Below are 12,549 nucleotides of genomic sequence, written 5' to 3'. Positions count from 1 at the left end.
CTCAGCCTTCCTTTCCAAGCTGGCGCTTCATCGCTTCAAGCTCCTCGTCGATCTTGTCCTGCCCAGCGAGCGCGGCGATCTCGTCCGCGAGGCTGGGCTTGGAGTTGTCGGCAAGGCTCAGTGCATCGGCGCGGCCTTCGGCGTAATCGACGCGGCGTTCCAGCTGGTCGAACCGTGCCATGGCTTCATCGACGCGCTCGCTGGCGAGCAAGGACCGCAGGCGGACGCGATTCTCGGCACTTTCAAGGCGCGCGGCGATCGCGGTCTGGCGGCTGCGGGCTTCGCGCAGGCGGGTCTGCAGCTTTTCGATGTCCTGCTCGTAGGCGCGCATCGCATCGTCGAGCACGGTGATCTCGGTCTTGAGCTGGTCAGCCATGTCTGCGGCCTTCTTCTTCTCGACCAGAGCGGCACGGGCGAGGTCCTCGCGGTCCTTCGACAGCGCGAGCTGGGCCTTTTCAGACCAATCGGCCTGAAGGCGTTCCAGCTTGGAAACGTGACGGCCCATCTCCTTCTGATCGGCGATGGTCCGGGCAGCCGAGGCGCGGACTTCGACCAGCGTCTCCTCCATCTCCATGATGATCATCCGGATCATCTTGGCAGGATCGTCAGCCTTATCAAGCAAGTCGTTGAAATTGGCTGCAATGATGTCGCGCGTCCGCGAAAAGATACCCATCAGGTTTGCTCCGGGAGTGAAGAGGGGGCGGGATTGGCCATTGCCGCCACCATTGCTGAAATTGCGCAGGCGATCCAGTTCCGCATCGAGACGGGTGGTGCGGCCACCTTCCTCACGCGAAGAGCGGATCGGGGTGAGTTCATCGGCCATCATGCCAGCTCACCGGTGATGGCGGCAGTGGAAGCCACGACGGTCGGAACCGCGTTCACCTGCTGCGTCAGGGCAAAACAGCACATCACGACCATCGCACCAATGCTGGCGAGGCTGGCGCGGCCGAGCGAGGTGGAGAAGAAGCGGGCGGTGTACATTTTCGTGACCTTTCGGCAGGTTACTTGTCAGTTCGGGCCGGCTCGGTGCCGGATGTTCATGTTAGAGCAAGGGGTGTGCCAAACTGCGATTTGCCCGGAATTCCGCCACTCTTGGTGCGTCACCCTTCTTTAATGTTGGGAATTCTTGCCGAGACTTGGGAAAATGCGCTAAACCTGTGGCATGGACAGGGAGGTTCAGTTCATCGGCCAATCGGGCGCGTTCCTCGATGCGGTCGAACGCGCCAGCCGCGCGGCGCCAATGCGCCGCCCGGTGCTGGTCATCGGCGAGCGCGGGACCGGCAAGGAACTGATCGCCGAACGCCTCCACCGCCTGTCGACGCGCTGGCAGGAACCGCTGGTGACGATGAACTGCGCGGCGCTTCCCGAAACCCTGATCGAGGCCGAACTGTTCGGACACGAGGCAGGCGCCTTTACCGGCGCGACGCGGGCGCGGACCGGGCGGTTCGAAGAAGCCGACAGGGGCACGCTGTTCCTTGACGAACTCGGCACGCTGTCGATGGGGGCGCAGGAGCGGCTGCTGCGCGCGGTCGAATATGGCGAAGTGACGCGGATCGGGTCGAGCAAGCCGGTCCGCGTGGACGTGCGCATTGTCGCGGCAACGAACGAGGACCTGCCGAAGCTGGCGGACCAGGGCCGCTTCCGCGCCGACCTGCTTGACCGGCTGAGCTTCGAGGTGATCACCCTCCCCCCATTGCGTGTGCGCGAAGGGGATATTGCAGTTCTCGCCGACTACTTCGGGCGACGCATGGCGGCGGAACTGCACTGGGATTCCTGGCCCGGCTTTGCAGGTCCAGTCCAGAAGGCCATGGAGGAGTACCTCTGGCCCGGCAACGTGCGCGAATTGCGCAACGTGGTGGAGCGCGCCGTCTATCGCTGGGACGACTGGAGCCAGCCCATCGGGCATGTCCAGTTCGATCCATTCGAGAGCCCGTGGAAGCCGGTGGCATCGATGCGGTCGGAAGTGGCGGAGAGCGAGGGGGCAGTGCCGGTGCGGAGCGCCATGCCGTCAGCAGATTTCGATAGCGTGGCGGACTTGCGTGCGGCGGTAGATGCGCACGAGCGCGCGATCGTGGAGCACCATCTCGGCCGCAACCGCTACAATCAGCGCCAGACAGCCAAGGCGCTGGGCCTGACCTACGACCAGTTGCGCCATTGCATGAAGAAACATGGCCTGAGCGACAAGACTTGAGCGAGAGGGCCTGAGCGACAAGACTGGAGGTTTCGCTTGTCGCGCAAACCCACTAACGCCTCAAAGCAATGTCCCTCACCCGCCTGACCCTGCGCGACTTTCGCAACCATGCCGCGACACGGCTGGAAGGGATGCGCGCGTTCAACGTGCTGGTGGGAGAGAACGGCGCGGGCAAGACCAATGTGCTCGAAGCCATCAGCCTGCTGGCGCCGGGGCGCGGCCTCAGACGTGCGCAGCCGGCCGAGATGGCGGGACGTGATGGGTCTGGCGGGTTCGCAGTCGCCGCGGAGATCGAGGACGGGGCCGTGCAGATCGGCACGTCGACCGCGCACGAGGCTCCCAATCGCCGGCTGGTGCGGATCAATGGTGCGGAAGGGCCGGCGGCGCGGCTGGGGGAATGGCTTTCGATCACCTGGCTGACGCCGGCGATGGACCGGCTTTTCGCCGAAAGTGCCGGATCACGCCGACGGTTTCTCGATCGGCTGGTGCTGGCGCGCGAGCCGGGCCATGCGCGCAATGCGACCCGCTATGAAACGGCGCTGCGCGAGCGCAACCGGCTGCTGGGTGACCCGACGGAACCCGATCCGCTGTGGCTTGACGGGATCGAGGCGCAGATGGCCGAGAGCGGTGCGGCCATGGCAGCGGCGCGGGCCGCACTCGTGGCAGCCCTCGGGCGCGTGCTGGAGACTGTGCCGGAGCAGCCGTTCGCGCGGCCTTCACTGGTCTATGCCAGCGCTGTGCCGATCGAGGCGGACGCACTGCGTAGCATGCTGCGCGAAGGGCGGCGTCGGGATCGCGCGGCAGGGCGATCACTGATCGGGCCGCATCGCGATGACCTGGCCGTGACGCTGGCGGCGAAGAACGCGCCCGCCGCCGATTGTTCGACGGGTGAGCAGAAGGCGATGCTTATCGCCATTGTCCTCGCCCATGCGGAACTGACGGCGGGCGAGCGCCCGCGCCTGCTGCTGCTCGACGAGATTGCCGCGCACCTCGATCCGGTGCGGCGCACGGCGCTGTTCGAGCGGCTGGAATCAAGCGGGGCGCAAGTGTGGATGACGGGCACCGAGATGGCGCCGTTTGCTGAAGTTTCCGGGTCCAGCGCCGTGTGGGCGGTGCGCGACGGATTGGTCGAGCCGCTCTGATCGCTACTTAACCGTGGCCGCTTTCAGCGCCTTTGCCACCTGATCCCTTGTCTCTGCGACGATCTTGTCGACGCCTCGGGCGTTCGGGTGGACATTGTCTTCCAGCATCAGATCCTTGTTGCCGAGGACGGGCGCAAGGAAGAACGGGACCAGGCCTGCATTGTGCTTCTTCGCGAGATCAGGCCAGATCGGGTTGAATTGCTTCTGGTAGTCCGCGCCCAGATTGGGAGCGGCGAGCATTCCCGTCAGCACCACCGGAATATCGCGCTTGTCGAACTCGGTCAGGATCGCATCAAGGTTGGCGCGCGTCTCGGCCGGGGGCAGCCCGCGCAGCATGTCGTTGCCGCCGAGGCCGACGAGCGCGAGGGTGGGTTTGACCGGCTGGTTATCGAGCGTGAACTGCAGGCGCTGGAGGGCCGCTGCAGTCGTATCGCCCGAGACGCCCGCATTGACGACCTTGGCGGGCACGCCCCCTGCATTGAGCGCCGCTTCCAGCCGCGGCGGATAGCCCTCACCCGGGTTGAGCTGGTAGCCGGCGTAAAGGCTGTCGCCGAATGCCAGTATGACAGGGGCATCGGCCGGGACAGGTGCCGGCGCCTGTGCGGATGCCGATGCGGTAGGGGTGGCAGCTGGTTCGGGGGCCTTCTCTGGCGAGCAGGCGGCGAGAACAAGGGTGGCGGCATGAGCGAAGCGGCGCATTGAAACTCCATTAGCGCGCCCCCAAGTGCCGGTTGCACGCTGCAACCAATCTATGCCACGTGAGGCCTGTGACAAGCACCCCCCTTTCAAGTTCATCGGCGCCGGTAATCGCCGCATCCGCCCTCACCCTCTCTCTCGGCACCGGGGAAGCGCAGGTGCAAATCCTCCGTGGCATCGACCTGACCGTGGCAGCAGGCGAGACCTTGGCGCTGCTGGGGCCATCGGGTTCAGGCAAGTCATCGCTGCTTGCGATCCTGTCCGGGCTGGAGCGGGCAAGCGGCGGGTCGCTCAATGTGGCCGGTGCGGATTTCACTGTACTGGACGAGGACGGCCTGGCCGCCGCGCGGCGCGGGCGGATTGGCATCGTGCTTCAGGCCTTCCACCTTCTGCCGACAATGACCGCGCTGGAAAACGTGGCGACGCCGCTGGAGCTGGCGGGTCAGGTCGATGCCATGGCGCGGGCCGAAGCCGAATTGGTGGCTGTCGGGCTGGGCCATCGCCTGCACCACTATCCGGCGCAGCTTTCGGGCGGAGAGCAGCAGCGCGTGGCGATTGCGCGGGCACTCGCGCCGAGCCCTGCCATCCTGTTTGCCGACGAGCCGACCGGCAATCTCGATCATGCGACCGGCGAGGCGGTGGCCGACCTGCTGTTCGCGCGCGCGGCGCAGGCCGGTGCGACCTTCATCATGGTCACCCATGACGAAGCCCTGGCGGCACGGTGCAGGCGGATCGTGCGGCTGGCCGATGGGCAGATCGCTTCGGACAAGGCTTCGTGAACCTTTCGTGGGGCGCCGCATGGGCGTTGGCGCGACGCGGGCTGGATTGGCGATTCAAGGGCTTGCGGCTGTTGCTGGTCTGCCTGGTGCTGGGCACGGCGGCGCTCTCGGCGATAGGCACCCTGACGGGCGCGATCGAGCGCGAACTGGCGACCCGCGGGCGGGAGATGCTGGGCGCAGATCTCGAATTCACCTTGGCGGCGCGCCAGCCCTCGGCGGAGGAGCGGGCCGCCATCGCCGCGATGGGCGACATTTCCGAAGGCGCGCGATTGCAGGCAATGGCGCGGGTGCCGGATGACGATACGCGCACGACGCCTGTCGAATTGAAGGCGGTCGATGCCAAGTGGCCGCTCTATGGGCGGTTCACGCTGGAAGGCGGCAAGGTGGCGGGCGCGCCGGAAGGCATGGCGGCATGGATTGCGCCGGGCGTGGCGGACCGGCTCGGCGTAAAGATCGGTGACAAGCTGCGCGTGGGCGAGGTCGAGCTTCGTGTCGGCGGGGTCATCGGGTCCGAGCCGGATCGGCTGGCAGAGGGCTTTTCGCTGGGGCCGACGGTGATTGTCAGCAAGGCAGCGCTCGATGCTTCGAAGCTGGTGCAGCCGGGATCGATGGTGCGGACCAAGCTGCGCGTACGGCTGCCGGCGGGCGCCGACGCTGTGGCGCTCGGCGAGAGGATAAAGGCGCAGTTTCCGCTGGCCGGCTATGAGGTGCGGACGCGCGACAAGGCCTCGCCGGGGTTGGACCGCTTCGTCTCGCGCATGGGGCAGTTTCTGGTGCTGGTGGCGCTGGCGGCGCTGGCGATTGCCGGGATCGGCATCGGCAATGGGGTGAACTCCTACCTCGAAGGGCGGCGCGGGAGCATCGCGACGCTCAAGATCCTCGGCGCTTCGAGCCGGGACATTGCGCGGATCTATCTGCTGCAGCTGGCCGCCGCTGCGTCTCTTGCGATTCTTGGCGGACTGGTGATCGGGGTGAGCATCACGCCGTTGATCGGCAAGGCGCTGGAAGGCCTTCTGCCGATCGAGGCCGGCTTCGTACTTGATTGGGGCGCTCTGGCGATCGCAGCGGCCTATGGCGCCTTGATTGCGCTGACTTTCGCCGCGCCGCCCTTGGCCCGGGCCAAGGCCTTTCCGGCGATGGCGCTGATGCGGGCGCGGGTCAGTCCGTTGGCGGGCGGCTGGAAGGGCGCGGCGCTGCCGGTCGCGCTCGGGCTTGGCGGGATCGTGGCGCTGGCGGTGCTGACCGCACCGCAGAAGCTGCTCGCCGCCGGATTTCTGGCCGGCGCGGCGGCGCTGTTCCTCCTGCTGTCCGCCCTCGGTTGGGGGCTGCAACGGCTGGCGGCAATGCTGCCCCGGCCCAGGGGTGCGATTGCGCGGATGGCGCTGGCCAATCTGCATCGGCCGGGAGCGCAGACTTCGGCTCTGGTTGTGGCACTGGGCTTCGGGCTTGCCGCCTTCGTTCTGCTGGCAGGCGTACAGACCAGTCTGGACGGCAACATCGCGCTGCGGGTGCCGAACCGGGCGCCCGACTACTTCGTGCTCGACTTGCCCCAGGGAAGGACTGCGGAGTTCGACCGGATCGTGCAGCGCGCCGCGCCTGATGCGGCAGTCCGCAAGGTCCCTGCCCTGCGCGGGTCGATCGTTGCCTATGGACCAGCGGATGCGATGACTCGGGTCGCCGATCTCAAGGAAATTCCGGAGAATGCCTGGCCCCTGCGCGGCGACCGCGGGCTGACCTATGCCGACGAAGTGCCCGAAGGCAATGTGCTCACCGCAGGTGAATGGTGGTCCAAGGCCTATTCTGGCGAGCCATTGGTGTCGGTTGACGACGACCTGCGCGAGGCGCTCGGGCTGAAGCTGGGCGACCGTATCGCGGTCTCGATCCTTGGCGTTGAGCGCAGTGCGAAGATCGCCTCGTTCCGCCGGATCGACTGGGAGAACATGGGCTTCAACTATGTGCTGGTGTTCAGCCCCAACGCCATTGCCGATGCTCCGCACAATCTGGCTGCCACGATCAGCCTGCCGGAAGGCGCGAAGACACCGGACGTGCGCCGAGCGATCCTTGGCGGGTTGGTCAAGGCCCTGCCTTCAAGCTCGGTGATCGAAATCGGGCCGGTGCTGGGTCAGGCGCGCGAGATCCTGTCGCAGATGGGAGCGGCCATCCTTGCTGCGGCGAGCGTGGCGATCCTTGCCGGGATGGCCGTGCTGGCAGGCGCAATTGCCGCCGCGCGCGAACGCAAGACCTACGACAACGTCATCCTGCGCGTGCTGGGAGCAAGCCGCAGGCAATTGCTGGTGCTTCTCGTGGCCGAATACGGGCTGCTCAGCGCGCTTCTGGCGGGCGTGGCGCTGGTGCTGGGCACAGGGGTGGCCTGGGGCGTGATCGTGCTGCTGTTCGAGTTCGACTGGCTGCCCGACTGGCCGCGCATCCTTGGCGTGCTGGGCGCTGGCGTGGCGCTGGTGATGGTGCTGGCGATCACCGGCTCGGTCGGGCTGCTGCGAACCCGACCGGCACAAGTGCTGCGCGAGCTTTAGGAGAATACGTCCGCTGGCGTCGGGTTCTTGGGATCAGGTCCGAAGCGGTTGGGGCCACGCGTGCCCTCGAGGCACATCAGGACGAGCAGCGCGAACCAGCCCAACAACGGAATGAGCCAAAGCAGCAGGAGCCAACCCGTGCGGTCCTGATCGTGAAGGCGCCGCACCGACACGGCAAGGCCCGGAACGATGGAGGTGAGCCAGAACAACCCGCCGATCCATCCCCCGGCCCCCACGAGCCGGGAACCATAGACAAACGCCCCCTCGCCTCGCGTCACCTCATTGGTGCCGAAAACCGCGTTCAGCACGATCATCACCAACACATAGAACAGCGCGAAGCTCCAGTACTCCCTGCGCCGAGAGCGCCCCGTGAATTCGGCATAGCGGCGATAGGGCAGGATCATCCAGTTCATCGCGAAAGCCCCTTGCGTTGGGTCAGCCGAACACGTCGTAACCAGCCGGGTTCTTCGGATCATCGCCAAAGCGGTTCAAGCCTGCGGTGCCCGGCAGGCACAGGATGACGAGAAACGCGATGCTGGCAATCCAACCCACGAACGGGATCATGCCCAGCACGATGAAACCGAGATACCACCAGCCAGACATGTCGCGATCATGCAAGCGGCGCACGATCACTGCGATGCCCGGCACAAGAGTACCGAGAAAGAACACCATCAAGACGGCGCCGATCCAGAACGAAACTCCGAACTGAGGGTCCTCGACGCCGGAAAGCGCTGTACCAAGGCCGCCGGCAAACATGAAAGCCGCAATCAAGGCATAGACGATCACCGTGAACAGGGTGAACATCCAGTATTCCTTTCGCCGGGACCGACCGGAAAATTCCGCGTAACGGCGATACGGCATCAGCATCCATTCCATGATTTTCCCCCAAGTCTTTCCGCGTGACCAACGCGAGATGACAAGTGACCATTATTTCGCGGAGACTGCAAGCGCAGTGCGATATCCGTCTCGTCAATTGGCCACGCGCAGGAAAGATGCCGGGGTGGTCTTTGGCGCAGATCCCGGTTCGGAAACGAGGGTCAGACCAAACTTGTCAAACAGTGCGCACGGGCCCCGACATTCATTTGAGCCAGCCGGCCTCGCGATACCACGCGGCGGTGGCATGCAAGCCCATTGCCGTTTCGACCTGCGGCAGCCAGAGTCCGGGAGGCGGCTGATTGCCCTCGCCGGCGCGCCAATCGGGGTGACACATGTAGCCGACGCGATCGAGCGTGAGCTTGGCGCCCTTTCCACGGAACGTGGCGTCAAGCTTGGCGCCAAGGCGCAGGATGCTGGCGGGGAGGTTTACCGCGGTGGCGCGCCTGCCTACCGCCATGCCGATGGCCTTGGCGAGATCGTTGTGGGTCCAGCCTCCCGGGGTGCCGTCATCGGGCTCGAAGGTCAGGTGCGTGACGTCCTCGCCGCCCGGAATCAGCGCGAGCAGCAGGCGCGCAAGGTCGTTAACGTGGATGATCGAGAGATGCCCTTGCGGCGGAAGCGGCACGATGCCCCGGCGGGCGAGCTTGAACAGCTCGAACATCTCGGTATCGCGCGGGCCGTAGACGGCGGGCGGCCGTACCACCGTCCAGTCGAGACTGCTGGCCTTGACGATCTTTTCGCCCCGCAACTTGGAGCGGCCGTAGATCGACAGGTCCGGCTCGCGCGCAGAGAGCGATGAGACGTGGACGAAGCGCGGGACGCCGGCTTCCAGCGCCGCATTGACCACATTCAGCGTGCCCCAGACGTTGCCATCTTCGAAGCCCTGCTCATCCGGCGCGCTGACCACCCCGGCAATATGCAGGACCACGCTCGCACGTCCGACGAGACGCTGCAGCGCGCGCTTGTCGCCCAGATCACCCTGAACCCACTCGACGCCGACGCGGGCATCCTGCGGGCGGCGGGCGAGCGCGCGGACCTCGATCCCGGCGCGGGCGGCGTAGTCGAGCACGGCTTGGCCGACGAAGCCGGTGGCTCCGGTAATCGCCAGCAGTTCCGCCGCCATTACAGCAGCACCATCTGGTCGCGATGGATCAGTGCCGAGCGGGGAGCGTAGCCAAGAATCTGCTCATGCTCGCGGCTGTGATGGCCCTTGAGGCGGAGGCATTCGGCTGCGTCATATTCCGACAGCCCCCGCGCCAGCGTTTGGCCATCGGGTGCGATCACGGCAATGGCATCGCCACGCTGAAAATCGCCTTCGACTTGCAGAATGCCGGCAGCAAGCAGGCTGGAGCCGCGCGCGAGAGCGGCAGCGGCACCGGCATCGACATGGACGCTCCCGCGCATGCGCATGCGTCCGCCCAGCCATGCCTTCCGCGCCTGCTTGCGGCCGCGCGGCAGGAAAAGCGTACCGCGATCGGCGCTCAGGGCAGCGTGGATCGGCGAAACGGGCTGACCGTCGATGATGGCGAGTGCCATGCCTGCGAGTTCGGCAATCTCTGCCGCCTGCAGCTTGGACGTCATGCCACCCGATCCGAGGCCGGAGGAGGAACCGCCTGTCGCCATGGCATGAATTTCGGGCGTCACGCCCTTCACCACTGGAATGCGCACGGCTCCGGGTTGGCGGGGATCGCGGTCATACAGCCCGTCGATATCGGACAGCAGCAGGACGCCCGAAGCCCCGGCTGCCTGTCCGACGCGGGCGGCAAGGCGGTCGTTATCGCCGAAGCGGATTTCCTGCGTGGCGACAGAATCGTTCTCGTTGATCACCGGTACCGCGCCTGCGGCCAGCAGCGTCCCGAGCGTAGCGGTGACGTTAAGGTAGCGGCGACGGTCTTCGAGATCCTCAAGCGTCAGCAGGATTTGTGCCGCAGCAAGCCCGTGTGCGGCAAGCAATTCGGCCCACAGGCCTGCAAGCGCGATCTGGCCGACCGAGGCCGCAGCCTGCGCATCGGAAAGACTTCCGCGCCCACCCTTGGCAAGGCCGAGCCTGCGGGCGCCCAGGGCAATTGCGCCGGAGGAGACGACGATGACTTCCTGACCGGCAGCGCGGGCCGCCGCTATTTCGGCAACCAGCGCGGACAGCCATTCACGCCGCGGCGCACCGTCCTTGCCCACGAGCAGCGCCGAACCGACCTTGACCACCAGGCGCGGACAGGCAGAGGCGTCGGTCAGGTGGGCAAGCTGGCTGATCTTCATGAGGGCCGCTTAGGGCAATTGTGACGGATCGTGAAGGGCTGTCAGTCCCGCTGGCGGAGCGCTTGGGCGATCAGATCGGCGACCACGGCTTCTGGTCAGCCTCTTCCTCCACCTCGCCCGTCGGCCGCTCGGTTGCCGTGGCGAGCGGCAGGTGTTCGAGGACTGCATCGAGCAAGGCGTCCATGCCCTTCCCGGTCGCGCCGGAGATCGGATAGACCTTGCTTGCGCCTGCCTCGCGCAGTTCCTTGGTGAAGGCCTTGACCAGTTCGGCATCGACAAGATCGATCTTGTTGAGTGCGATCAGGCGGGGCTTTTCATCGAGCCCGGCACCGTAGGCTTCGAGTTCCCCTTCGACGATCTGCATGGCTTCGACAGGATCGGTTTCACTGTGGATGTCGATGAGGTGGATCAGCACGCGGCAACGTTCGATATGACCGAGGAAGCGGTCGCCAATTCCTGCACCATCGGCCGCGCCTTCGATCAGGCCGGGAATGTCCGCCAACACGAACTCGCGGTTGCGATGGCGCACGACGCCCAGTTGCGGACGCAGCGTGGTGAAGGCGTAATCGCCAACCTTGGCCTTGGTGTTGGTGATCTGGTTGATGAAGGTCGACTTGCCCGCATTGGGCAGGCCGACAAGGCCAGCGTCTGCGAGAAGCTTCAGGCGGAGCCAGACGTACATTTCCTCGCCCGGCCAACCGGGACCGTGCTGGCGGGGCGCACGATTGGTGGACGACTTGTACGAGGCATTGCCCCGGCCGCCATCGCCGCCGCGCAGAAGAACCTTCTGGACACCCACTTCGGTCATGTCGAGCAGGACGGTCTCGCGATCGTCGTCGAGAACCTGCGTGCCGACCGGCACCTTGATGACGAGGTCGTTGCCGCCCGCACCAGTACGGTTCTGGCCCGCGCCGCCACCGCCTCGCTGCGCCTTGAAGTGCTGGGTATAGCGGAAGTCGATCAGGGTGTTGAGGCCGGTGACGGCTTCGAAGATGATGTCGCCGCCCTTGCCGCCGTTGCCGCCGTCGGGACCGCCGTATTCGACATACTTCTCGCGCCGGAAGCTGACCGCGCCTGGGCCGCCCTGCCCTGAACGGATGAAGATCTTGGCCTGATCGAGAAAATGCATGCGGGTAACTGTTTCCAATGACAGGCCCGGAGCAAATGCAACACGCCGCCCCGGAAGCGAGCCTTTTACCCGTTCATGGAGAGCTTGTAACGCCGAACCGCGAGGCGCCTGCCATATCAGGCGGTTCGGTGATACCTGGTGGAGCCGAGGGGGATCGAACCCCTGACCTCGTCATTGCGAACGACGCGCTCTCCCATCTGAGCTACGGCCCCGTTCCCGGTATCGCCCCACGGTGTGCTCACCGCAGGGAGAGCCGCCATTAGCGCAGCGCCTCCCCACTGAAAAGAAATTTTTTGCCTGTCCAGTCCGGCTCAGTGCCCGGCGGCAGTACCGTCCGGAACAGGCGCCGCGGTGATCTTCACCGCCTGCTGCGGCGGATTGACAAGGCTGCCGTACTGGGCCTGCCAGATGGCAAGATCCGTGCGATAGACCTCATAACGACGATAGAAGTCGTCGAACACGACTTCGATATTGGGCAGGCTGCGCACGGCGAAGGCCTCAAGATCGGCCGACTTGACGGCCGCACCATCGCGGCTGACCGCCATCACGGCATCGCAGAAGTCCGAAAGCGTCGGTGGCAGGGCATAGTGGTTATACACCTGCGTGATGTAAGCCTCACGCGGAGCGATGAACTTGGCACCGTACTTGGCCTTGAATTCGACATCGAGGCGCTTGTTAATCGCGTTCAGCACCTTGTTGTGCGTGGTCAGGAAAGCCTTGTAGCGGGGCAGGATGTCGGCATGGACCGGGGCGTTGCAGTTCAGCGCGGCCACATTGTAGGCCGAGCGAAGGTTCCACACCATCTGGGCCGACGAGATGTTGCGGTTCAGCGATTGGCGCAGTCCATTTGCATCGGCTGGCGGAACCGCGATGTTGTCCGAAGCGCCATTGGGTGCCTTGGGCTTTGGCGGAATGACCACGACCTTGGGTGGCGGGGGTGGCGGGG

At 65.6% G+C, this 12,549-nt stretch carries 13 protein-coding genes and 1 tRNA gene; 4 read left to right on the top strand and 10 right to left on the bottom strand.

Going from position 1 to position 12,549, the window contains the following annotated elements:
- Position 1: 1 nt before the first annotated feature.
- On the bottom strand, positions 2 to 823 hold the full coding sequence (gene pspA / locus NJ75_RS18860; protein WP_052242659.1) for a phage shock protein PspA: 822 nt from the start codon (positions 821 to 823) through the stop codon (positions 2 to 4).
- Positions 823 to 981, bottom strand: coding sequence for a hypothetical protein (locus tag NJ75_RS24800; RefSeq protein ID WP_169745747.1), 159 nt, complete (start codon positions 979 to 981; stop codon positions 823 to 825). Before NJ75_RS24800 ends, pspA begins: the two co-directional genes overlap by 1 nt.
- Positions 982 to 1,162: 181 nt before the next feature.
- Between NJ75_RS24800 and pspF the strand changes: the two genes are divergently transcribed.
- Complete coding sequence (gene pspF / locus NJ75_RS18855) at positions 1,163 to 2,191, top strand: phage shock protein operon transcriptional activator (RefSeq protein ID WP_039337338.1); 1,029 nt, start codon at positions 1,163 to 1,165, stop codon at positions 2,189 to 2,191.
- Between the two features lie 68 nt (positions 2,192 to 2,259).
- On the top strand, positions 2,260 to 3,333 hold the full coding sequence (gene recF / locus NJ75_RS18850; protein ID WP_039337337.1) for a DNA replication/repair protein RecF: 1,074 nt from the start codon (positions 2,260 to 2,262) through the stop codon (positions 3,331 to 3,333).
- Between the two features lie 3 nt (positions 3,334 to 3,336).
- On the opposite strand, the gene NJ75_RS18845 is transcribed toward recF, so the two are convergent.
- Complete coding sequence (locus tag NJ75_RS18845; RefSeq protein ID WP_039337335.1) at positions 3,337 to 4,032, bottom strand: arylesterase; 696 nt, start codon at positions 4,030 to 4,032, stop codon at positions 3,337 to 3,339.
- Between the two features lie 68 nt (positions 4,033 to 4,100).
- Here NJ75_RS18845 and NJ75_RS18840 point away from each other — a divergent pair, with 68 nt between their 5' ends.
- Both NJ75_RS18840 and NJ75_RS18835 read left to right on the top strand, forming a co-directional pair.
- Positions 4,101 to 4,808 (top strand): ABC transporter ATP-binding protein, encoded by a 708-nt coding sequence (locus tag NJ75_RS18840; protein WP_039337334.1) that lies wholly within the window; start codon positions 4,101 to 4,103, stop codon positions 4,806 to 4,808.
- Positions 4,805 to 7,342 carry an ABC transporter permease gene (locus NJ75_RS18835; RefSeq protein ID WP_039337332.1) on the top strand — a complete coding sequence of 846 codons (2,538 nt, stop codon included), beginning with the start codon at positions 4,805 to 4,807 and terminating at the stop codon, positions 7,340 to 7,342. Before NJ75_RS18840 ends, NJ75_RS18835 begins: the two co-directional genes overlap by 4 nt.
- On the opposite strand, the gene NJ75_RS18830 is transcribed toward NJ75_RS18835, so the two are convergent.
- The 7 genes from NJ75_RS18830 to NJ75_RS24795 all read right to left on the bottom strand — a co-directional run.
- Entirely contained in the window at positions 7,339 to 7,755 is a 417-nt protein-coding gene (locus NJ75_RS18830) for a DUF805 domain-containing protein (protein ID WP_039337330.1), read from the bottom strand. The genes NJ75_RS18835 and NJ75_RS18830 overlap by 4 nt on opposite strands.
- Before the next feature lie 22 nt (positions 7,756 to 7,777).
- Positions 7,778 to 8,221 carry a DUF805 domain-containing protein gene (locus NJ75_RS18825; RefSeq protein ID WP_052242648.1) on the bottom strand — a complete coding sequence of 148 codons (444 nt, stop codon included), beginning with the start codon at positions 8,219 to 8,221 and terminating at the stop codon, positions 7,778 to 7,780.
- Positions 8,222 to 8,420: 199 nt separating this feature from the next.
- The gene (locus NJ75_RS18820; RefSeq protein ID WP_039337328.1) at positions 8,421 to 9,341 is read right to left on the bottom strand and encodes an NAD-dependent epimerase/dehydratase family protein; all 921 of its coding nucleotides are present in this window, start codon (positions 9,339 to 9,341) and stop codon (positions 8,421 to 8,423) included.
- Positions 9,341 to 10,474 carry a glutamate 5-kinase gene (gene proB / locus NJ75_RS18815; protein WP_039337326.1) on the bottom strand — a complete coding sequence of 378 codons (1,134 nt, stop codon included), beginning with the start codon at positions 10,472 to 10,474 and terminating at the stop codon, positions 9,341 to 9,343. Before proB ends, NJ75_RS18820 begins: the two co-directional genes overlap by 1 nt.
- A gap of 70 nt (positions 10,475 to 10,544) precedes the next feature.
- Positions 10,545 to 11,603, bottom strand: coding sequence for a GTPase ObgE (gene obgE, locus NJ75_RS18810; RefSeq protein WP_039337324.1), 1,059 nt, complete (start codon positions 11,601 to 11,603; stop codon positions 10,545 to 10,547).
- 136 nt (positions 11,604 to 11,739) lie between these two features.
- A tRNA-Ala gene (locus NJ75_RS18805) sits at positions 11,740 to 11,815 on the bottom strand.
- Between the two features lie 99 nt (positions 11,816 to 11,914).
- The coding region (locus NJ75_RS24795) for a hypothetical protein (protein WP_039337322.1) at positions 11,915 to 12,549 on the bottom strand (635 nt) is incomplete at its 5' end.

Source organism: Novosphingobium subterraneum (assembly GCF_000807925.1).
GTDB lineage: Bacteria > Pseudomonadota > Alphaproteobacteria > Sphingomonadales > Sphingomonadaceae > Novosphingobium > Novosphingobium subterraneum.
The sequence above is the reverse complement of the archived record's forward strand: the minus strand, read 5'-3'. Positions and strand labels throughout refer to the sequence as shown.

Bases quoted from the DNA above. Each gene is read 5' to 3' on its own strand.
- recF (WP_039337337.1), top strand. From the start codon at position 2,260: ATGTCCCTCACCCGCCTGACCCTGCGCGACTTTCGCAACCATGCCGCG.
- obgE (WP_039337324.1), bottom strand. From the start codon at position 11,603: ATGCATTTTCTCGATCAGGCCAAGATCTTCATCCGTTCAGGGCAGGGC.
- NJ75_RS18830 (WP_039337330.1), bottom strand. From the start codon at position 7,755: ATGAACTGGATGATCCTGCCCTATCGCCGCTATGCCGAATTCACGGGG.
- NJ75_RS24800 (WP_169745747.1), bottom strand. From the start codon at position 981: ATGTACACCGCCCGCTTCTTCTCCACCTCGCTCGGCCGCGCCAGCCTC.
- pspF (WP_039337338.1), top strand. From the start codon at position 1,163: ATGGACAGGGAGGTTCAGTTCATCGGCCAATCGGGCGCGTTCCTCGAT.
- proB (WP_039337326.1), bottom strand. From the start codon at position 10,474: ATGAAGATCAGCCAGCTTGCCCACCTGACCGACGCCTCTGCCTGTCCG.
- NJ75_RS18845 (WP_039337335.1), bottom strand. From the start codon at position 4,032: ATGCGCCGCTTCGCTCATGCCGCCACCCTTGTTCTCGCCGCCTGCTCG.
- NJ75_RS18820 (WP_039337328.1), bottom strand. From the start codon at position 9,341: ATGGCGGCGGAACTGCTGGCGATTACCGGAGCCACCGGCTTCGTCGGC.
- pspA (WP_052242659.1), bottom strand. From the start codon at position 823: ATGGCCGATGAACTCACCCCGATCCGCTCTTCGCGTGAGGAAGGTGGC.